20 protein-coding genes are annotated in these 20648 nt (G+C 63.6%); 4 read left to right on the top strand and 16 right to left on the bottom strand.

Features of this window, described 5'->3' with window-relative positions; genetic code table 11:
- Positions 1-101: 101 nt before the first annotated feature.
- Together ASD63_RS25760 and ASD63_RS25755 are read left to right on the top strand one after the other, a co-directional pair.
- Positions 102-1037, top strand: a complete 936-nt coding sequence (locus tag ASD63_RS25760; RefSeq protein ID WP_034802532.1) for a tyrosine recombinase XerC — start codon at positions 102-104, stop codon at positions 1035-1037.
- A gap of 99 nt (positions 1038-1136) precedes the next feature.
- A complete protein-coding gene (locus tag ASD63_RS25755; protein ID WP_034802533.1) occupies positions 1137-2222 on the top strand; it encodes a TraB/GumN family protein in 1086 nt (361 codons plus the stop codon).
- A 44-nt stretch (positions 2223-2266) separates the two neighbouring features.
- Here ASD63_RS25755 and ASD63_RS25750 read toward each other — a convergent pair whose 3' ends face one another.
- Entirely contained in the window at positions 2267-3505 is a 1239-nt protein-coding gene (locus tag ASD63_RS25750; RefSeq protein WP_034802536.1) for an MFS transporter, read from the bottom strand.
- A gap of 124 nt (positions 3506-3629) precedes the next feature.
- Here ASD63_RS25750 and ASD63_RS25745 point away from each other — a divergent pair, with 124 nt between their 5' ends.
- Entirely contained in the window at positions 3630-4226 is a 597-nt protein-coding gene (locus ASD63_RS25745; protein ID WP_034802538.1) for a TetR/AcrR family transcriptional regulator, read from the top strand.
- Here the strand turns inward: ASD63_RS25745 and ASD63_RS25740 are convergent.
- Positions 4223-4699 carry a DUF2867 domain-containing protein gene (locus tag ASD63_RS25740; RefSeq protein WP_034802540.1) on the bottom strand — a complete coding sequence of 159 codons (477 nt, stop codon included), beginning with the start codon at positions 4697-4699 and terminating at the stop codon, positions 4223-4225. The genes ASD63_RS25745 and ASD63_RS25740 overlap by 4 nt on opposite strands.
- Before the next feature lie 199 nt (positions 4700-4898).
- On the opposite strand from ASD63_RS25740, the gene ASD63_RS25735 reads away from it, so the two are divergent.
- The gene (locus tag ASD63_RS25735) at positions 4899-5393 is read left to right on the top strand and encodes an acyl-CoA thioesterase (protein WP_034802542.1); all 495 of its coding nucleotides are present in this window, start codon (positions 4899-4901) and stop codon (positions 5391-5393) included.
- A 146-nt stretch (positions 5394-5539) separates the two neighbouring features.
- Here ASD63_RS25735 and lpdA read toward each other — a convergent pair whose 3' ends face one another.
- The 14 genes from lpdA to ASD63_RS25665 all read right to left on the bottom strand — a co-directional run bounded on the left by lpdA (position 5540) and on the right by ASD63_RS25665 (position 20634).
- Complete coding sequence (gene lpdA / locus ASD63_RS25730; protein WP_034802544.1) at positions 5540-6946, bottom strand: dihydrolipoyl dehydrogenase; 1407 nt, start codon at positions 6944-6946, stop codon at positions 5540-5542.
- A 24-nt stretch (positions 6947-6970) separates the two neighbouring features.
- The gene (locus ASD63_RS25725) at positions 6971-7723 is read right to left on the bottom strand and encodes an SDR family oxidoreductase (RefSeq protein WP_034803090.1); all 753 of its coding nucleotides are present in this window, start codon (positions 7721-7723) and stop codon (positions 6971-6973) included.
- A complete protein-coding gene (locus ASD63_RS25720) occupies positions 7720-8220 on the bottom strand; it encodes a hypothetical protein (RefSeq protein WP_034802547.1) in 501 nt (166 codons plus the stop codon). The genes ASD63_RS25725 and ASD63_RS25720 overlap by 4 nt, the downstream gene beginning before the upstream one ends.
- A 2-nt stretch (positions 8221-8222) precedes the next feature.
- A complete protein-coding gene (locus ASD63_RS25715) occupies positions 8223-8864 on the bottom strand; it encodes a LysE family translocator (RefSeq protein WP_034802549.1) in 642 nt (213 codons plus the stop codon).
- Positions 8861-9286 carry a VOC family protein gene (locus ASD63_RS25710; protein WP_034802552.1) on the bottom strand — a complete coding sequence of 142 codons (426 nt, stop codon included), beginning with the start codon at positions 9284-9286 and terminating at the stop codon, positions 8861-8863. Before ASD63_RS25710 ends, ASD63_RS25715 begins: the two co-directional genes overlap by 4 nt.
- Before the next feature lie 31 nt (positions 9287-9317).
- The gene (locus ASD63_RS25705) at positions 9318-9731 is read right to left on the bottom strand and encodes an MAPEG family protein (RefSeq protein ID WP_060521399.1); all 414 of its coding nucleotides are present in this window, start codon (positions 9729-9731) and stop codon (positions 9318-9320) included.
- Between the two features lie 151 nt (positions 9732-9882).
- On the bottom strand, positions 9883-11124 hold the full coding sequence (odhB, locus tag ASD63_RS25700) for a 2-oxoglutarate dehydrogenase complex dihydrolipoyllysine-residue succinyltransferase (RefSeq protein WP_034802554.1): 1242 nt from the start codon (positions 11122-11124) through the stop codon (positions 9883-9885).
- Positions 11125-11180: 56 nt separating this feature from the next.
- A complete protein-coding gene (locus ASD63_RS25695) occupies positions 11181-14177 on the bottom strand; it encodes a 2-oxoglutarate dehydrogenase E1 component (RefSeq protein ID WP_034802556.1) in 2997 nt (998 codons plus the stop codon).
- 244 nt (positions 14178-14421) lie between these two features.
- Positions 14422-15324, bottom strand: a complete 903-nt coding sequence (gene sucD, locus ASD63_RS25690; protein ID WP_034802559.1) for a succinate--CoA ligase subunit alpha — start codon at positions 15322-15324, stop codon at positions 14422-14424.
- A gap of 17 nt (positions 15325-15341) precedes the next feature.
- On the bottom strand, positions 15342-16535 hold the full coding sequence (sucC, locus tag ASD63_RS25685; RefSeq protein ID WP_034802562.1) for an ADP-forming succinate--CoA ligase subunit beta: 1194 nt from the start codon (positions 16533-16535) through the stop codon (positions 15342-15344).
- A gap of 108 nt (positions 16536-16643) precedes the next feature.
- Positions 16644-17609 carry a malate dehydrogenase gene (mdh, locus tag ASD63_RS25680; protein WP_034802565.1) on the bottom strand — a complete coding sequence of 322 codons (966 nt, stop codon included), beginning with the start codon at positions 17607-17609 and terminating at the stop codon, positions 16644-16646.
- Between the two features lie 183 nt (positions 17610-17792).
- On the bottom strand, positions 17793-18947 hold the full coding sequence (gene zapE / locus ASD63_RS25675) for a cell division protein ZapE (RefSeq protein WP_034802567.1): 1155 nt from the start codon (positions 18945-18947) through the stop codon (positions 17793-17795).
- A 59-nt stretch (positions 18948-19006) separates the two neighbouring features.
- Positions 19007-19555: a protease inhibitor Inh/omp19 family protein gene (locus tag ASD63_RS25670; protein ID WP_034802570.1), complete on the bottom strand. Its 549-nt coding sequence runs from the start codon at positions 19553-19555 to the stop codon at positions 19007-19009.
- A 299-nt stretch (positions 19556-19854) separates the two neighbouring features.
- Positions 19855-20634, bottom strand: coding sequence for a succinate dehydrogenase iron-sulfur subunit (locus ASD63_RS25665; protein WP_034802573.1), 780 nt, complete (start codon positions 20632-20634; stop codon positions 19855-19857).
- Between the last annotated feature and the right edge of the window lie 14 nt (positions 20635-20648).

Here is a 20648-nt window from a genome sequence, read left to right as displayed (position 1 = left end):
ATTCTATATGATCGAAGGATGACAGATTCCAAGGGTGCATTAGCAAAAACCTAAGATGCGTCAGGGCATTGTCGCGGACCGACAAACTCAGGAAAACGACAATGAACGAGTTCCTCGTCATCGGCCATCCCGAGCTACTTGCCGAGCGTCAGCGCTGGCTGGACGGGCTCATGCGGGAGCGCCGCCTCTCCGACAATACCGTCGAGGCCTATGAGCGCGACACCCGGCAATTCCTGACATTTCTCACCGGCCATCTCGCCGGGCCGCCACGGCTTTCCGATATCCGCACGCTGAGGCCGGCCGACCTTCGCGGGTTCCTCGCCCAGCGTCGCAAGGGCGGCGCCGGCGCCCGCACGCTCGGCCGCGGGCTGGCCGGGCTTCGCTCCTTCCTGCGCTATCTCGAACGCAACGGCCTTGCCAATGCGGCCGGTGCGGCTGCGGTGCGTTCGCCCAAACAGCCCAAATCCCTGCCGAAGCCGCTCACCGATCGCGAAGCGCTGAATGTCGTGACGTCCGAGGCGCAACTTGCCGAGGAACCCTGGATCGCGGCGCGCAACGCAGCGGTGCTGACCCTGCTCTACGGCTGCGGCCTGCGCATTTCCGAGGCGCTCGGCCTCACGCCGTCAGCATTTGCCGGCGCGCCCTCGTCGCTGCGCATCGTCGGCAAGGGCGACAAGACCCGCATCGTGCCGCTGATCGAAGCGGCGCGCGAGGCCGTCGCCACCTACTTGAAGCTCTGCCCCTATCCGATCGCGGCCGATGCGCCGCTGTTCCTGGGCGCGCGCGGCGCCAAGCTGCAGCCGGCGATCATCCAGCGCGAAATGCAGAAGCTGCGCGGGGCGCTCGGCCTGCCCGAGACGGCAACGCCGCATGCGCTGCGCCACTCCTTCGCCACCCATCTGCTGGCCGGCGGCGGCGATCTCAGGACCATTCAGGAACTGCTCGGCCATGCCAGCCTGTCGACCACCCAGGTCTATACCGGCGTCGATTCGGCTCGGCTTCTGGAAATCTACGACCGCGCCCACCCGCGCGCCTGATTTTCGGCGAAAGAGCGGATTAACCATGCCCGTTAAGGAAGCCGTGACCGACCCGGGCCTAGGGTCGACTATCGACCATGCGACTGTCAGGGAAGAACGATGACCGCCTTTGCGAGACCTCAGCAAAACCTGCCGCGGCACCTGCTTGCGCGGCTCGCCGATGGCGCACTTTGGCTGGCCGCCCTGCTCCATGTCATGCTCGCCGCCTGCCTCCTCGTCGCTCTCGTCTTCGTCGCCGAGGCTGATGCCACGGAGGTCGAATGTGGCGGCGCGAATGTTCTGACCGCGCTTGCAAAATCCGACCCGACGAAACTGGCCGCACTCGAAGCGGAAGCTGCCGCCATCCCGAACAGCAAGGGCATCTTCTGGAAGATCGAGAAGGACGGTGTCGCGCCGTCCTGGCTGCTTGGCACGATGCATGTCACCGATCCGCGCGTGCTGGCCCTGCCGACTGAGGCGCCCGCCGCCTTTGAGGCAGCCTCGACCGTCATCGTCGAATCGGACGAGATCATCGACGAGAAGAAGTCGGCCGCCGCGATCCTGATGCGGCCCGATCTCACCATGCTTCCGGACAACAAGACGATCGCCGACTTCCTGAAGCCCGACGACCGCGAACAGCTCGAAACAGGCCTCAAGGCACGCGGCATTCCGCTGACCCTGGTTTCCCGCATGAAGCCCTGGATGATCGCGAGCTTCGTCGCGCTGCCCGCCTGCGAAATGAGCCGCAAGGCTGCAGGCGCCTCCTTCCTCGACAAGAAGATCGCCGAGGATGCCGTCAGTCAGGGCAAGAGGCTGAAGGGGCTGGAAACGCTGGTCGAGCAGCTCGCCGCCATGGACTCGCTGCCGACTGAACTGCATCTACGCGCCCTCATCGAGACGCTCGCGCTCGGCAAGACCATCGACGACGTCTTCGCGACGATGACCGATCTCTATCTCGTAGGCGACACCGGCATGATCATGCCGATGATGAAAGCCGTTTCGGACAAGAGCGCCGAGGATTTCGGCTATGCCGATTTCGAGCAGCGCATCATCGTCGACCGCAACAAAACCATGGCGACGCGCGCCGAACCGATCCTCAAGGACGGCGGCGCCTTCATGGCGGTCGGCGCACTGCACCTGCCGGGCAAGGAAGGTCTGGTCGAACTGCTTCGCGCCCAGGGTTTTACGGTCACGCGCGCCAACTGACGGGCCGGCCGTCAGCGAGCGCCCGCCGGCACGACGCTCCCTTCTCAGCCTTGCGCACCGGCACGGGAAACGACCTCGGACGCGCGCGCAGTGGTAGAATCACTCTCGATCCACGACAGACGGCGATAACCCCAGAACGCTGCGGCAAGGATCAAGGCCCCGGCGGCGAGCGCAATGGTGAAGCCGGCCTGAACGCCGAAGCGCGCGACCACGCCGCCTGACACCGCCGCGCCCGCCGCAACACCGATGCCGAGACCGGTGGTCAGCCAGGTCAGCCCTTCCGTCAGCTTCGACGGCGGCACGGCGGTTTCGCCGATGCTCAAGGCGACGATCATCGTCGGCGCAAAGAACACGCCCGAAATGAACATCATCGTCGCAAGGCTGCCGATCCCGTCGGCAAAGAGCAGCGGCAATGTGCTGGCGGCGGTCATGCCCGCACCGATCATGAACAGCTTCGCCAAAGGCAGGCCGATCCGGACCGCACCGAACGCCAGACCGGCGATGCAGGAACCGAGGGCATAGAGGGAGAGCACGAGGCTCGCCGCCGCTGGTCGCCCTTCGGCCTCGGCAAAGGCGACGCTGACCACGTCGATCGTGCCGACAATGATGCCCATGCCGGCAAGCGCGACAATCAGCACGCGCAGCGCCGGGTAACGAAGGACCGAACCGGGCGCCATCGTCTCGGCCGGCTTGACCGGTGGCTCGGTGCCTTTCTGCAGCACGAAGGCGGTGACCCCGATGGCCAGGCATGCCGCAGCCGCCAGCGGTCCGGCCTCGGGAAACAGGCCGACGCTTAAGCCCACGGCGATCGGCGGCCCGACGATGAAGCAGATCTCGTCGAAGACCGATTCGAGCGAAAAGGCGGTCTTCAGCTCCGGACGGCCGCGATAGAGCTCGGTCCATCGCGCCCGGGTCATCGCCGACATGCTGGGCGTGCACCCGGCAAGAATGGCAAAGACGAAGAGTGTCCAATCCGGCGCCCGCCAATGGGTGAAGACGAGGAGAGCCGAGCTGCCGAGAAGACTGAGTGCCGCGGCGACCGGCAGGACGTGGCTCTGGCCGAAGCGATCGACGAGCCGGGAAACCTGCGGCGCCAGCAGCGCCGAGGCCAGCGTGAAGGCGGCGGCCACACCGCCAGCCAGCCCGTAGCTGCCGCGGGACTGGGCCAGCATGGTGATGATGCCGATGCCCATCATCGACAACGGCAACCGTGACACCAATCCCGCCAAGGTGAAGCCCACCGTGCCTTTGGCAGCAAAGATCTGTGCATAGGGATTGGCCATGAAAACTCCTGCAATACATGTCTGAGCGTCGCGTCATTAACATACGCTGCGTATGGCAGTGATATTGACATACGCTTCGCATGTCAATTAACATACGAACCGTATGCAAAAGGAGGAGCTGCAAATGACAAGGCGCGCGCGCAGCGACATGATCGCGGAAACGAAGGCAAAGCTGATCGCCGCCGCCCGGGAAGCGTTCAGGCAACGCGGATATGCGGAGACTTCGATGGACGATTTCACCGCCTTGGCCGGGCTCACGCGTGGCGCGCTCTATCATCATTTCGGCGACAAGAAGGGCCTGCTGCGTGCGGTCGTGGAGACTCTGGACGGCGAGATGGACGCACGGCTCGACGCAGCCTCCGCGACCCCGGTCCCGTGGGACGGTTTCGTGCGCCGCTGCAGGCTGTATCTGGAAATGGCGCTCGAACCGGAAATCCGACAGATCGTGTTGAAGGATGCGCCGGCCGTACTCGGCGCAAGCGTGCTGGAACCGAGCCGGCGCCAATGCCTCGCGTCGCTTGCCACCAGGCTTTCGGCGATGATCGCCGCGGGCGTCGTACGTCCGGGAAATGCCGAGACATTGGCGCGGCTGATCAATGGCGCACTCTCCGATGCGGCGCTCTGGATTGCCGAGGCGGACGATCCGGCCATGCGCCTCACCAGCGCACGCGACAATCTCGACCTGCTTTTGTCCGGACTGAAAATTGAACCCCGGACTTAACCGCCGGGACCTGCCACCCGCGCCAGAAGTGTCGGCACGATCGCCTTGTGAAACGGCGTGACGGCCATGAGGTAAACCCGCCCGAGCGTGTTGTGCCTGCGCACAAGCGTGGTGACGCCGACGATCTGATTGACCGCCGACCCCGCCCGGACATCGACGACGATGCGGAAATCGAGATGCTTGTCATCGAAACCGAGCACCACTTCGTCATCACTCTTCGAAACGACAGGAAACGCCCCGATCAGTCCCAGACGGCTGGACGGCGCCGCCGACTTCAGGCCGATGATCGAGACGATGCGGTTGCGCAGGCGCAGCAACATGCGGACCCATCGTGGCGACCGGCCAAGCGAACGTTCGGCGGCTTCCGCCGCGGTCACGCCCTTGCCATCAAGGGCAAGCTCGAAGCGGTCGGCCCAATCGGCATTCGGTAGATGCCGGCTCGGCAACGATATGGCCACGGCTCTCGGTTTCATCTTTCCTCCTGACGCGCGCGTCGTCTGTCCTTGCAGACATGATCGCGCCCTCCCCCGTGCCTGGACAGAAGACCGCTTGTCGCAGCCCTCGGGCCAATCGTCACATCCCCTCTTCCAGATCCTCCGCCCTCCACCCCTTCCCTTCGCTCCGGCAAGCTGCATAACTCAGGCGGGACGCTGCAAAATCTGGAGATGGACAATGGAAACCAGCTACGACACACGCGAACTCGAGATGGTCGTACTGATGACGCCGGATATGGCGAACTTCAGCGGTAAGGTCCATGGCGGTGCGCTGCTCAATCTCCTCGATCGCGTGGCCTTCTCCTGTGCCTCGCGCTATTCTCAGCAATATGCCGTGACGCTCTCGGTCGACCAGGTCACCTTCCGCCAGCCGATCCATGTCGGCGAGCTCGTCACCTTCCGTGCAGCCGTCAACAATGCCGGCCGCACCTCGATGGAAATCGGCATCCGGGTCGAGGCCGAGAACATCAGGAGCGGCGAGCGCCGCCACACCAATTCCTGCTATTTTACCATGGTCGCCGTCGATGCCGACGGCAGCCCGACTCCGGTTCCGACCCTTGTCACCGACACGGCCGACCGCAAACGCCGGCAGCGCGCTGCCGAGGCCCGGCGCAGCCTGAGGCGCGAGTTCGAGGAGCGTTTCCACGCCCTCAGGTCTGCTTCAGAAGAATGATACGGTCGCTTGGCGACCGGAAACGCCGATAGCGGCAATGCGGGCGCTGACGCCGATAAGGTGAGCAATGGCCACAAGGGCCAGCCGGCACGCAGAAACGCGGCCGGAAACAGGGGGCCGCGTGATCGCAGCCCCCTGCATGATCCTTACATGTGGATCGGCTTGAAGAAGGTCGAAAGTGCCGCTTCCTTGACCGCTTCCGACATGGTCGGGTGCGCGTGGCAGGTGCGGCCGAGGTCTTCCGACGAACCGCCGAATTCCATCAGAACCGCGATCTCGTGGATCATCTCGCCGGCGCCGAAGCCGACGATATGGCCGCCGAGCACCTTGTCGGTTTCCTTGTCAGCCAGAATCTTGACGAAACCGTCGGTCGCCTGCATCGCCCGCGCGCGGCCGTTGGCCGTGAATGGGAACTTGCCGACCTTGTAGGCGACGCCAGCCGCCTTCAGTTCTTCCTCGGTCTTGCCGACGGAGGCGACTTCCGGCTGGGTGTAGACGACGCCGGGGATGACGTCATAGTTCACGTGGCCGGCCTGACCGGCGAGGATCTCGGCAACGGCAACACCTTCGTCTTCCGCCTTGTGGGCGAGCATCGGGCCGCGCACGACGTCGCCGATCGCGTAGACGCCGGCGACGCTTGTCTGGAAGTGATTGTCGATCTCGACGCGGCCGCGCTGGTCCATGACGACGCCCGCTTCCGCAAGGCCAAGACCGTCGGTGTAGGGCTTGCGGCCGGTGGCGATCAGCACGACATCGGCATCGAGCGTCTGGGCGTCACCGCCCTTGACCGGCTCGAACGTCACCTTGGCGCCCTTGCCGTCCTTGACGACGCCGGTCACCTTGGCGCCGAGCTTGAAGTCCATGCCCTGCTTGGCGAGCATGCGCTGGAACTGCTTGGCAACCTCGCCATCCATGCCGCCGAGAAGCGTGTCGAGATACTCGACAACGGTGACCTTGGCGCCGAGGCGGGCCCAGACCGAGCCGAGTTCGAGGCCGATGACGCCGCCACCGACGACGATCATGTTGGCCGGAACTTTCTCGAGCGCGATGCCGCCCGTCGACGAGATGATCACCTTCTCGTCGATATCGACCTTGACGCCCGGGATGCCAGCGACGTCGGAGCCGGTGGCGATCACGATGTTCTTGGTTTCGAGGATCTGTTCCTCGCCCTTGTCGTTGGTGACGGAGACCTTGCCCTGGCCGAGCACCTTGCCGGTGCCCTGGATGCCGTCGATCTTGTTCTTCTTGAACAGGAACGAGACGCCGTCGACATTGGCCTTAACGGTCGCGTCCTTGTGGGCCATCATCTTTTCGAGGTTCAGCTTCGGTGCCGCGACTTCGACGCCGAGCGCGTCGACGCCGTGGGCAACCTGATGGAACATCTCGGAAGCATGCAGCAGCGCCTTCGACGGGATGCAGCCGATGTTGAGGCAGGTACCGCCGTAGGTGGCGCGCTTTTCGACGACGCCGACCTTCAGGCCGAGCTGGGCCGCCTTGATCGCGCAGACATAGCCGCCGGGGCCGCTGCCGATAACGATGAGATCATAAGCCATTAGAATATCCTTCCTTCAGGACGGTTACCGTCCGCCGCTGACATTGAGAATTGCCCCCGTCACATAAGTCGCCTTATCCGACAGGAGGTAGAGAACCGCGTCAGCGACTTCCTCGGCCGTGCCGGGTCGCTGAACGGGTATGGTGAAGGCGAGATCACGCGCCCGGTCCGGCAAGCCGCCGGAGGCGTGGATCTCGGTATCGATGATGCCGGGCCGTATCGCGTTGACGCGAATGCCTTCGGTCGCGACCTCGCGCGAAAGCCCTGTCGTGAAGGTGTCGATCGCACCTTTCGAGGCGGCGTAATCGACATACTGCGCCGGCGAGCCAAGCGTGGCGGCAACCGAGGAGATGTTGACGATGACACCGCCCTGGTGCCCGTATCGTGTTGACATGCGCCGGACGGCTTCCGCTGCACAGCGGATGGAGCCGGTGACGTTGATGCGGAACATGCGCTCAAGCCGCTCGGGCGACATCTCGTCGACCCGTGCCGTCTGTCCGACGATGCCGGCATTGTTGACGAGCCCGTCCAGCCGGCCGAAAGCCGAATCGACGGCAGCAAAGATCGCTTGGACATCCGCCTCGGAGCCGACATCGCCCTGAACTGCGATCGCCGTGCCGCCAGCCCGCTCGATCGCGCCGACAACCGCATCGGCCGCATCGCGGTTCGACGCATAGTTGACAGCGACCCGCCAGCCGGCTTTTGCAGCGCCAAGGCAGATTGCAGCACCGATGCCGCGGCTGCCGCCGGTCACGAGAAGAACAGGGCTCGCACTCATGCGGCGCATCCCTTGAACGTGAAGGCATCCCAACTGTCGGCCTCGGCCTTGCCCTTGCCCCAGGCGGTCGAAGCGCGAAGCGACGGACCGAAGTCGGGAAGCAGCAGTTGCTCGGCCGCCGTCTCGCTCTCTTGCGGGATCTCGCTGATCGCGCCGGCCTTGTCGAGCGCGTAGACGACACCCTGCCACACAGTACAGGCGCGCAGTTCCTCGCCGGTCGCATCCCCCTCGGGGCAATTGTGCATGATCAGCCCGGTCGCCCGTTCCGGCTCGCCCGCCGGCATGACGACGCCATCGAGCAGCAGGCCGGGCTTGAGAACCGCCACCTTGAAGTGGTTGCTGGTCGCGGCGCTTGCCGAGCCGACCGGTTCGAAACGCAGCTCGTAGGCTCCGTCGCGGTCGCCGTAGATCGCGTGCGACTGCTTGCAGTCGGCGGCAATCGCCGGCGCGGCAAAGGCAAGACCGAACAGGGCTGAAAGGAGACGACCGGAGCGCATGATCAGGCAGCCTTCTCCGTCGCGAGCTTGAGGCCGAGCGCGATGAAGACCACGCCGCTGGCGCGGTCGATCCACTTGCTGGCGCGGGTAAACGCAGCACGCATGCGCGGCGTCGTCATGAACAGGCTGACGCCGACGAACCACGCGATCAGGCAGGTCGCCATGACAAGGCCGTAGCCGAACTTGATCATCATCGGCGTATGGGCGTGAACGACCGTCGAGAAGATCGACAGGAAGAAGAACACCGGCTTGGGGTTGAGCGCGTTGGCGGCAAAGCCGAGGCCGAAGGCCTTGGCCGCCGACTGGCCCTTGATCGACCGGTTGCCTTCCGTGTGGTCGACGTTGATCTCCGTCTGGCCGGCGCGAAGCGCCTTGATGCCGATATAGATCAGGTAAGCGACGCCGCACCATTTGACGATGTTGAACAGATAGATCGACTGCGAAATGATCAGGCCGAGGCCGAGGATCGTGTAGGTCACATGGAACATCAGCGACGTGCCGATGCCGAAGGACGTGATGATCGCCGGACGGCGGCCATGCACGATCGACTGGCGCATGACCATCGCGAGGTCTGCGCCGGGCGAGACGATGGCGAAGGCGAAGATCGCCATCAGCGATGCGAGTTCGAAGAAATACTGGCTCATGGGTTTGCGACCGGTGCGTTGAAGGCCCAGACGTGGCCGAAGGGATCCTGGATGCGCGCGTAGCGTGCGTGCCAGAAGGTATCCTGCGGCTCCAGAACTGTCGATGCCCCGGCGGCCACCGCCTTGTCGTAGGCTGCGTCGACATCGGCAGGCTTCGCCAGGTTGATGCTGATCGCAACGCCGGTACCGCCGATCGTGTTCGGCGAAAGCACGCTGCCGCCGAATTCGGGGAATTCGTCGTGCAGCATCACCTCGCCGCCGTAGATCGCCAGATTGGCGTGCATGACGCGTTTGCCGTCCTCGGCCATCGCGTGGAATGTATTCACCGCACCGAGCGCCTTGGCGTAAAAGGCGATGGCGGCAAGCCCGTCCTTGACGCAGATATGCGCCTGGATCGGCGGAACGTCGGGTCCGAATGCCATGCCAGTCTCCTCTTGCCTTGTCGCCAGGATGCTATGCCATGAGCCGGACGACCATCAGCAACAGCGCAATGATCGACACGAACCAGACGAGGGTGCGCAGCACGGGAACGCCGGCCGCGTAGAGAACGGTGTAAGCCAGCCGTGCCAGAAGCCAGGTCACTGCGCCGATGGCGCCGAGACCGCCGGTCTTGCCGGTCACCGCCAGGGCGAGCGCAAGCCCAACGAAGGCCGGATAGGTTTCCAGCATGTTGCGAAGCGACCGCAGCAAACGTCCTGCCACGATGCTCTTCGAAACGCGCTGTTCGTCGCGGGGGCCGAGCAGATATTTGAAACCGAGATCGCCGGCGAGATCGAGCGACAGCGCCTGCACCAGGATGTGCACGATCAGGAACACCACGCTCCAGCCAAGCACCCAGATTTCAGTCGACGCTGCGGCGGCTTCCATCATCCCTCGCAATCGCAGGAGCGGTTCGGATCGACATCATCGGCCCTGACGGCCAATCTCTCCGGCCAGGCCGCAGAGACGGTTTTCGCCGCGCGTGATCGCGGACGGCGAACGGCGGGGGCATGAAGGACGCCCCCGCTGTTTCCGGATATCAGAGATCGAGAACCAGGCGTTCCGGATCTTCCAGGCTTTCCTTGACGCGCACGAGGAAGGTCACGGCTTCCTTGCCGTCGACGATGCGGTGATCGTAGGAGAGCGCGAGGTACATCATCGGGCGGATGACGACCTGGCCGCCGATGGCGACCGGACGCTCCTGGATCTTGTGCATGCCGAGGATGCCCGACTGAGGCGCGTTGAGGATCGGCGAAGACATCAGCGAACCGTAGACGCCACCGTTGGAGATGGTGAAGGTGCCGCCCTGCATGTCGGCCATCGACAGCGCGCCGTCACGGGCAGCCTTGCCGAGGCGACCGATGTCCTTTTCGATCTCGGCGATCGACATCTGGTCGGCATCGCGAACGATCGGAACCACAAGACCCTTGTCCGTGCCGACGGCGACGCCGATGTGGCAGTAGTTCTTGTAGATGATGTCGGTGCCGTCGATCTCGGCGTTGACAGCCGGGATTTCCTTCAGCGCGTGGGTGACGGCCTTGGTGAAGAAGCCCATGAAGCCGAGCTTCACGCCGTGCTTCTTCTCGAAGATGTCCTTGTACTTGTTGCGCAGCGACATGACGGCGCTCATGTCCACCTCGTTGTAGGTGGTGAGCATGGCGGCAGTGTTCTGCGCATCCTTGAGGCGACGGGCAATCGTCTGGCGCAGGCGGGTCATCTTGACGCGCTCTTCGCGAACGACGTCTTCAGCCGTCGACGGCGCACGGGCCTGGACCTTGGCTGGCTCGGAAGCGGCCGGCGTCGAGATGCCCTTGGCGACGGCTGCAAGGACGTCGCCCTTCAGCACCTGGCCACGCTTGCCGGAGCCGTCGACCTGATCGGCCGAGAGGTTGTTTTCGGCAAGCAGCTTGCCAGCCGACGGTGCCGGCGGCATCGACGAAGCAGCCGGTGCTGCAGCAGCGGCCGGGGCAGCCGGAGCGGCAGCAGCCGGCTCGGCCTTCTTTTCGGCGGCAGCAGCCGGAGCGGCCGCTGCGGCGCCAGCGGCACCTGCAGCGATCTGGCCGAGCAGCGCGCCGAGACCGACGGTCTCGCCGGCCTGGGCGACGATTTCAGAGAGCGTGCCTGCGGCCGGAGCCGGAACTTCGATCGTCACCTTGTCGGTTTCGAGTTCGAGCAGGGGTTCATCGGCCTTGATGGCGTCGCCGACCTTCTTGAACCAGGTGCCGACGGTCGCTTCGCTGACGGATTCGCCAAGGGTGGGAACGCGGATTTCTGTTGCCATGATTTTTGTTCCGTTGATCAGATATCTGTTTCTATTGGCTCAGAGCGTGGGGAGCATCAGCCCCCCAGCGCGTCCTCGAGGAAGGCGGCAAGCTGCGCCAGGTGCTTCGACATCAGGCCGGTCGCCGGCGATGCGGCAGCCGGACGGCCGGTGTAGCGCACGCGCTGATACTTGGCGTCGATATGGGCGAGAACCCATTCGAGGTACGGGTCGATGAACGACCAAGCGCCCATGTTCTTCGGCTCTTCCTGGCACCAGACCATCTCCGCGTTGCGGAAGCGGCTGAGCTCGTTGATGAGCGCCTTGGCCGGGAACGGATAGAGCTGTTCGACGCGCAGCAGGTAGATGTCGTCGATGCCGCGCTTTTCGCGTTCTTCGAGCAGGTCGTAGTAGACCTTGCCCGAGCAGAGCACGACGCGACGGATCTTCGAGTCCTTCTGCAGCTTGATCGGGCCGTCCTTGATCACCTCGGCATCGTCCCACAGCAGGCGGTGGAACGAGCTCTCGCCGGCCATTTCCGACAGGCTGGAGATCGCACGCTTGTGACGCAGCAGCGACTTCGGCGTCATCAGGATCAGCGGCTTGCGGAAGTCGCGCTTCACCTGGCGGCGCAGGATGTGGAAGTAGTTCGCCGGCGTCGTGACGTTGGCGACCTGCATGTTGTCTTCCGCGCAAAGCTGCAGGAAGCGTTCCAGGCGAGCAGACGAGTGCTCCGGACCCTGGCCTTCATAGCCGTGCGGCAGCAGGCAGACGAGACCCGACATGCGCAGCCACTTGCGTTCGCCCGACGAGATGAACTGGTCGAAGACGACCTGCGCACCGTTGGCGAAGTCGCCGAACTGAGCTTCCCAGAGGGTGAGCGCGTTCGGACGGGCGAGCGAGTAGCCGTACTCGAAGCCGAGAACTGCCTCTTCCGAAAGCATCGAGTTGATGACTTCGTAGCGCGCCTGGGTCGGCGACAGGTTTGCGAGCGGGATGTAGCGCTCTTCCGACTGCTGATCGTAGAGCACCGAGTGGCGCTGCGAGAAGGTGCCGCGTTCGCAGTCCTGACCCGACAGGCGGATCTTGGTGCCTTCCGTGACCAGCGTGCCGAAAGCGAGCGCCTCAGCCATGGCCCAGTCGACACCCTCGCCGGTCTGGATCATGTTGGCGCGGTTTTCCATGAAGCGCTGGATCGTGCGGTGCGCGCTGAAACCAGCCGGGATCTCGGAGATTTTGCGGCCGACTTCCTTCAACTGCTTCATCGGCACCGAGGTCTTGCCGCGGCGCTGTTCGTCCTGGTTGTCGGCCGAGCGCAGGCCCGACCAGACACCGTCAAGCCAGTCGGCCTTGTTCGGCTTGTAGGACTGGCCGGCCTCGAACTCCTGTTCGAGATGCGCACGCCAGTCGGCCTTCATCTTCTCGACTTCGCCTTCGGAAATCAGGCCTTCGGCGATCAGGCGGTCGGAGTAGACCTGGACGACGGTCCTGTGGGCGCGGATGACCTTGTACATCTTCGGCTGCGTGAACGCCGGCTCGTCGCCTTCGTTGTGGCCGAAGCGGCGATAGCAGAACATGTCGATGACGACAGGCTTGTGGAACTTCATCCGGAATTCGGTGGCGATCTTGGCCGCGTAGACAACCGCTTCCGGATCGTCGCCGTTAACGTGGAAGATCGGCGCTTCGATCATCTTGGCGACGTCGGACGGATAGGGCGACGAGCGCGAGAAGGCCGGATTGGTGGTGAAGCCGATCTGGTTGTTGATGATGAAGTGGACCGTACCGGCAACGCGGTGACCGCGCAGGCCGGAAAGCCCGAGGATTTCAGCAATCACGCCCTGGCCGGCAAAAGCGGCGTCACCATGCAGCAGCAGCGGCATGACCTTGGAGCGTTCGCGCAGCGGAATGATGTCGCCTTCAAAGACGGTCGCCATCTGGTCCTGCTTGGCGCGTGCCTTGCCCATGACCACAGGGTTGACGATTTCCAGGTGCGACGGGTTTGCCGTCAGCGACAGGTGAACCTTGTTGCCGTCGAATTCGCGGTCGGAAGACGCACCGAGGTGGTACTTCACGTCGCCCGAACCTTCGACGTCGTCAGGCGCGTAGGAGCCGCCCTTGAACTCGTGGAAGATGGCGCGGTGCGGCTTTGCCATGACCTGGGAAAGCACGTTCAGACGGCCGCGATGGGCCATGCCGAGCACGATTTCCTTGAGGCCTTCCTGGCCGCCGCGCTTGATGATCTGCTCGAGCGCCGGAATGAGCGACTCACCGCCGTCGAGACCGAAGCGCTTGGTGCCCTTGTACTTGACGTCGATGAACTGCTCGAAGCCTTCGGCCTCGATCAGCTTCTGCAGGATCGCCTTCTTGCCTTCAGGCGTGAAGTCGACGCCCTTGTCCGGACCTTCGATGCGCTCCTGGATCCAGCCCTTCTCTTCCGGGTTGGACATGTGCATGAACTCGACGCCGATCGTCGAGCAGTAGGTGCGCTCGAGGATTTCGACCATCTCACGGAGGGTCGCGTATTCAAGACCGAGCACGTTGTCGATGAAGATCTTGCGGTCGAGATCCTTGTCCTCGAAACCGTAGTTCGAGGGCGAAAGCTCGTTGTAGTCTTCAACCGGGGCAGCCAGGCCGAGCGGGTCGAGCTTGGCATGCAGGTGGCCGCGGGCGCGATAGGCGCGGATCATCATGATGGCGCGGACGGAATCGCGCGTCGCCTGGTGGATGTCGGCAGCGCTGGCGACGGTGCCGGTGGCGGCCGCCGCTTCCTCGGCCTTCGCCTTGACCTTCTTCTCGATGACCTTCTCGACCGTGCCCCAGTCGCCATCGAGCGCCGAGACCAGTTCGCCATTGGCCGGGATCGGCCAGTTGTTCTTTTTCCAGGAGGCGCCCTTGGCTGCCTTCACCACATCTTCCGGCCGGTCGGCGAGCGCCTTGAAGAAGGCCTGCCATTCAGCCGACACGGACGCCGGGTCCGCCTCGTAGCGTGCATGGAGCTGCTCGATATAGGCGGCGTTGGCGCCGTCCAGAAACGAAGTGAGCTGGAATTGCTCGTTGGCCTCTTGCCTTGTCATGGTCTCACGCGGACTGATCTGTCCGCCTCCTGACTGAAGTTGGGTTGCCGGGTATCCCGGTCGTTCATGTTCGTTCGGCGCGTCCGGGCGCCGGGCCTTTTTCCTACGGCGCCGCGCATCGTCAGGACGCGCTGGGTCACCGTGGCAGTCATTGCCGCATGTCCTGATCTTCAATCAGCCAAGGAAACAGGCGGCAGGCACGTTGTCCGGGCCGGATCGACCGGCCCGGACAAATGGTTTGAGATCAGCCCTTGAGGACTTCGACCAGCGTCTTGCCGAGACGAGCCGGCGAAGGCGATACGCGGATGCCTGCCTGCTCCATCGCAGCGATCTTGGATTCCGCATCGCCCTTGCCGCCGGAAACGACAGCGCCGGCGTGACCCATGGTACGGCCCTTCGGAGCGGTACGGCCCGCGATGAAACCGGCCATCGGCTTCTTGCGGCCCTTCTTGGCTTCGTCGATGAGGAACTGTGCAGCATCCTCTTCGGCCGAGCCGCCGATTTCACCGATCATGATGATCGAGGTCGTGGCTTCGTCCGCCAGGAACATCTCGAGCACGTCGATGAACTCGGTGCCCTTCACCGGGTCGCCGCCGATGCCGACGGCCGTCGTCTGGCCGAGGCCTTCGTTGGAGGTCTGGAACACGGCTTCATAGGTCAGCGTGCCGGAGCGCGAGACGATGCCGACCGAACCCTTGCGGAAGATCGAGCCCGGCATGATGCCGATCTTGCATTCTTCCGGCGTCAGGATACCGGGGCAGTTCGGGCCGAGCAGACGCGACTTGGAGCGGTCGAGGCGAGCCTTGACGCGTACCATGTCGGCAACCGGGATGCCTTCGGTGATGCAGGTGATGAACGGGATTTCCGCATCGATCGCCTCGATGATCGCGTCCGCGGCACCTGCCGGCGGAACGTAGATCACGGATGCGTCCGCGCCGGTCTTTTCACGGCCTTCGGCAACCGAGGCGAAGATCGGCAGACTTTCGCCCTTGGAGCCGGTCCAGGTTTCGCCGCCCTTCTTCGGGTGAATGCCGCCGACCATCTGCGTGCCGTAATAGGCAAGCGCCTGTTCGGTATGGAAGGTGCCGGTCTTGCCGGTCAGGCCCTGAACGAGGACCTTGGTGTTCTTGTTGACGAGAATCGACATGTGGTCTGGTCCTTCAGTTAGCCGTTGATCGCGGCGACGATCTTCTTGGCAGCATCGTCCAGATCGTCGGCGGCGGTGATCGCCAGGCCGGATTCGTTCAGGATCTTCTTGCCAAGCTCGACATTCGTGCCTTCGAGACGAACGACCAGCGGAACCTTGAGGCCGACTTCCTGCACGGCGGCAACGACGCCTTCAGCGATGACGTCGCACTTCATGATGCCGCCGAAGATGTTGACGAGGATGCCCTCGACCTTCGGGTCGGCCGTAATGATCTTGAAGGCTGCCGCAACCTTCTCCTTGCCGGCGCCGCCGCCGACGTCACAGAAGTTCGCCGGCTCCTTGCCGTAGAGCTTGATGATGTCCATCGTCGCCATGGCAAGGCCGGCGCCGTTGACCATGCAGCCGATGTTGCCGTCGAGCGCGACATAGGCGAGATCCCACTTCGAGGCCTCGATTTCCTTGGCGTCTTCTTCGGTCTCGTCGCGCAGAGCCTTGATGTCGTCGTGGCGGAAGAGCGCGTTGCCGTCGAACGAGACCTTGGCGTCGAGAACGCGCATGCGGCCGTTCTTCATGACGATCAGCGGGTTGATCTCGAGCAGGCTCATGTCCTTCTCGACAAAGGCCTTGTAGAGGATCGGGAAGAGCTTTTCAGCGTCAGCCTTGGCTTCGCCTTCAAGCTTCAGGGCCGCGGTGAGCTTGGCAAGATCAGCGGCGGTGACGCCGGCTTCCGGGTTGATCGCTACGTTGACGATCTTTTCCGGCGTGTCGTGCGCAACAGCCTCGATGTCCATGCCGCCTTCCGTCGAAACGACGAAGGCAACCTGGCCGACCGAGCGGTCGACGAGCAGCGATAGATACAGTTCGCGGTCGATGTCGGCGCCGTCCTCGATGTAGAGGCGGTTCACCTGCTTGCCGGCCGGGCCGGTCTGGGCAGTAACGAGCGTGTTGCCGAGCATTTCCTTGGCATGGGCCTTGGCTTCGTCGATCGAGAAGGCAAGACGAACGCCGCCCTTGGCGTCGGCGGACAGTTCCTTGAACTTGCCCTTGCCGCGGCCGCCCGCATGGATCTGGCTCTTGACCACGTAGAGCGGGCCCGGGAGCGACTTGGCAGCAGCTTCAGCTTCGTCAGCCGAGAAGATCGCGACACCTTCCGCGACCGGTGCGCCATAGCTCTTCAGGAGAGCCTTGGCCTGATATTCATGAATGTTCATGGTGTTTTTCCTGTCTGAGCATTGTGCGGGCAGGTGGGGCACCTACCCGCACCAATGCGGCAAAAACAATGAGGTCGAGCGGATCAGCGTCCGCCCGACGGGAGGCGATTACTGCTTGAGGCTCGGCGCAATGCCGATGCAGGCTTCGCAAAGACCGGCGACCGAAGCAACGGACTTGTCGAACGCTTCCTTCTCGGCCTTGTTGAGATCGATCTCGATGATGCGCTCGACGCCGCCGGCGCCGATAACGGTCGGAACGCCGACATACATGTCCTTGACGCCGTACTGGCCGGTCAGGTGTGCCGCGCAGGGCAGAACGCGCTTCTTGTCCTTGAGGTAAGCTTCAGCCATTTCGATCGCCGAGGCGGCCGGTGCGTAGTAGGCCGAACCGGTCTTGAGCAGGCCGACGATTTCGGCGCCGCCGTCACGGGTGCGCTGGATGATTTCTTCGAGGCGTTCCTTGGTGACCCAGCCCATCTGCACGAGGTCGGTCAGCGGGATGCCGGCAACGGTCGAGTAACGGGCGAGCGGCACCATGGTGTCGCCGTGGCCGCCGAGAACGAAGGCGGTGACGTCCTGGACCGAGACGTTGAATTCCTGCGAGAGGAACAGGCGGAAGCGCGAACTATCGAGAACGCCGGCCATGCCGACGACCTTGTTCTTCGGCAGGCCCGAGAACTTCTGCAGCGCCCACACCATGGCGTCGAGCGGGTTGGTGATGCAGATGACGAAGGCGTTCGGGGCATACTTCTTGATGCCGGCGCCGACCTGTTCCATGACCTTGAGGTTGATGCCGAGCAGGTCGTCGCGGCTCATGCCCGGCTTGCGAGCGACGCCGGCGGTGACGATGCAGACATCAGCGCCTTCGATGGCGGAATAGTCGCTCGCACCCGTCAGGTTCACGTCGAAGCCTTCGACCGGGGAGGACTGGCCGATGTCGAGACCCTTGCCCTGCGGAATGCCGTCGGCGATGTCGAAGAGGACGATGTCGCCCAGTTCCTTCAGGCCGGCGAGATGCGCCAGCGTGCCACCAATCATCCCTGAACCGATAAGTGCGATCTTGTTGCGAGCCATGAAAGTGCTTCCTTTGTGATCCCAATATGATCAAGGCCTGAAACGCGGCAAACGCCAAACCTTCGCCGGAAGCCATTAAACGGCAATCGGTAAAATATCAATCGATACTTTTTGGTGGAACAATTTCAATCGGTTAGATCATAAAATTCTTACGTAAACGTAAGAGTTTGCGCCACATCTGCGTCACGAAACAGCAACATTTGCGGGATGCGCAGCGGCATATTCCTCGCTTTGCATCTCGATCAGACGTGAAACCGTGCGGTCGAACTCGAAGCCTTCCGTGCCCTTTTTCTGGGTCAAAAGATCCTGCGGCTCTGCCGCCGCCGAGGCAAAGAGCCGGGCGCCGTTGTCGTAGAGCGTATCGACCAGCAGGATGAAGCGCTTGGTCTCGTTGCGCATATGCGGACCGAGATGCGGTACGTGGTCGACGAAGATCGTCGAATAGCGCTCGAGGATGGCGAGATAATCGGCAGCCCCAAGCGGTTGCTGGCAGAGGTCGGCGAAATTGAAGCGGGCACTCTTTCCGGACGCGGCCGGTACGGGGATCTTGCGCCCCTTACGCGGCACGTCCGCCGGAGCGGCCGGCGCATTGCGGGTCTCATGGGCCCAGGCGCGCGCCATCGCCGCATCCGCCTCAGGCCCGAGCGGCGAGAGCCACACCGGGCTGCCGTCGGTCTTCGTCAGCCGGTAGTCGGTGTCCGTGTCCAGCGAGATAACCTCGGCATTTGCCTTAAGGAGTTCGATGAACGGCAAAAACAGGCTGCGGTTGAGGCCATCGCGATAGAGATCGTCGGGCGCCACGTTCGAGGTGGCAACCAGCACGCAGCCCTTGGCGAAGAGTTCGCCGAACAGGCGGCCGAGGATCATCGCATCGGCGATGTCGGTCACGGAGAATTCGTCGAAGCAGAGCAGCCGCGCTTCACCGAAGAGCTCGGAGGCGACGGGCGGGATCGGATCGGCCTGCTTGGTCTCGCCGTTCTTCAGCTTCTGCCGGTGCTTGTAGATGCGCTCGTGCACATCGGCCATGAACTCGTGGAAATGCGCCCGGCGCTTGCGCTGGATCGGCACCGCCTCGAAGAACATGTCCATCAGCATGGTCTTGCCGCGCCCCACGCCGCCGTGGATGTAGAGACCCTTGACCGGCGGATGGTCCTTCTTGCGCGAGGCAAACAGCCAGCCGAGCGCATTGGTCTTGCGCGACGGGCGGCTGGCGAGCAGCTCGGCCGAGAGATGATCGAACCGCCGCGCGATCGTAAACTGCGCCGGGTCACGCTTGCGCTCGCCGTTCGCGACGAGCGCTTCGAGCTTGCGGTAAATGCTGTCGTCAGGATTGAGCACGTCTCACCCGAGATGGGACGGAAAATAAAAGCCCGGCACGAGACCGGGCTGGAGAAGCGTCAGCGGCTGAGGCTGACTGGCTGGCCGCCATTGGTCGAGCCGTCGAAACGCGCGTCGGCCGTCTTGTAGAGGCGGGCGATGGCATTGCCGCTGCGGTCCTTGAGGACCACCTGCTTGCCGGCCACTTCCCAGGAGCCCATGGTCGTCAGCTCGCCGGCGCAACCGCGGGTGCCGCCGCGCGAACCAGAACCAAGATTGGTGAGCGTCAGGAACATGTCGCAGGAGCTGCCGGCGCTGGAGACGCGCCAGTTGCCAACCATCGCTTCCTTGGTGACGTCGAGCCCGCCACCTGCAGCCGCGGCGACCTGCGTGCCGGGCTGCTGGACAGCGCCGCCGGCAACCGCCGTGCCGCTCGCCGGTGCAGCCGGGAATTGCGACGTGTTTCCGGTTGGTGCCGGAAGCTGGTTCGACGAAACCGAAGGGACCGGTGCGGCCTGGATGGGAGCGGGCGAGGCGTCCTGGGAGCTGAAACCGCCCATCGACGTCCGTTGGCATCCGGCCAGCGCAAGCACAACCGCCAGCCCCGCCGCCGCATGAATTACCCGCATATCCCTACTCCTGTTCGTGTCCGCGAACCATGATGCAACGCGATAATATAGGCCGAAATACAGCAAATCCACCTGACAAATCAAGGGACGACGATTCCTGGCGACCTGTTGCAGGATTGAAACGTCCGCAGGGCCGGATCGCGCGCCACGTCCTCGCTGCGTATCATCGCCTCCTGCCGTCGGCCCGCCTCTCCCGCATCGGCACAATCACGAATTGTCCGCCGCCCTGGAGAGGCGCAAAACAGAAAACGGCGAGCCAGGGCCCGCCGTTTCCAAAACTTCATGTCCGGTCCGGCCGATTACACACGGCGCTCGACCAGCATCTTCTTGATCTCGCCGATCGCCTTGGCCGGGTTCAGGCCCTTCGGACAGGCCTGGGCGCAGTTCATGATGGTGTGGCAACGATAGAGGCGGAAGGGATCCTCGAGGTTGTCGAGGCGCTCGCCGGTCGCTTCGTCGCGGCTATCGATCAGCCAGCGGTAGGCCTGCAGCAGAACCGCCGGACCGAGGTAACGGTCGCCGTTCCACCAATAGCTCGGACAGGAGGTCGAGCAGCAGGCGCACAGGATGCACTCGTAGAGGCCGTCGAGCTTGAGGCGGTCCTCGTGGCTCTGCTTCCATTCCTTGGCCGGCGTCGGCGATACCGTCTTCAGCCAGGGCTCGATCGAGCGGTGCTGGGCGTAGAAGTTGGTGAGGTCAGGAACCAGGTCCTTCACGACCGGCATGTGCGGCAGCGGATAGACCTTTACCGCACCCTTCACCTCGTCCATGCCCTTGGTGCAGGCGAGCGTGTTGGTGCCGTCGATGTTCATGGCGCACGACCCGCAGATGCCTTCGCGGCAGGAGCGGCGCAGCGTCAGCGTCGGGTCGATCTTGTTCTTGATGTAGAGCAGACCGTCGAGCACCATCGGGCCGCAATCGTCGACATCGATGTAGAAGGTATCGATGCGCGGATTGGCACCGTCATCCGGGTTCCAGCGATAGATGCGGTATTCGCGAACGTTGGTCGCGCCGGCAGGCTTCGGCCAGACCTTGCCTTCCGTCATCTGCGAGTTCTTGGGGAGAGCGAGTTCAACCATGTGGCTTGTTCCTC

This window comes from Ensifer sp. Root558 (genome assembly GCF_001427045.1).
Lineage (GTDB): Bacteria > Pseudomonadota > Alphaproteobacteria > Rhizobiales > Rhizobiaceae > Ensifer > Ensifer adhaerens.
Note: the sequence above shows the minus strand (reverse complement) of the source record. Positions and strands in the feature narration are given on the sequence as shown.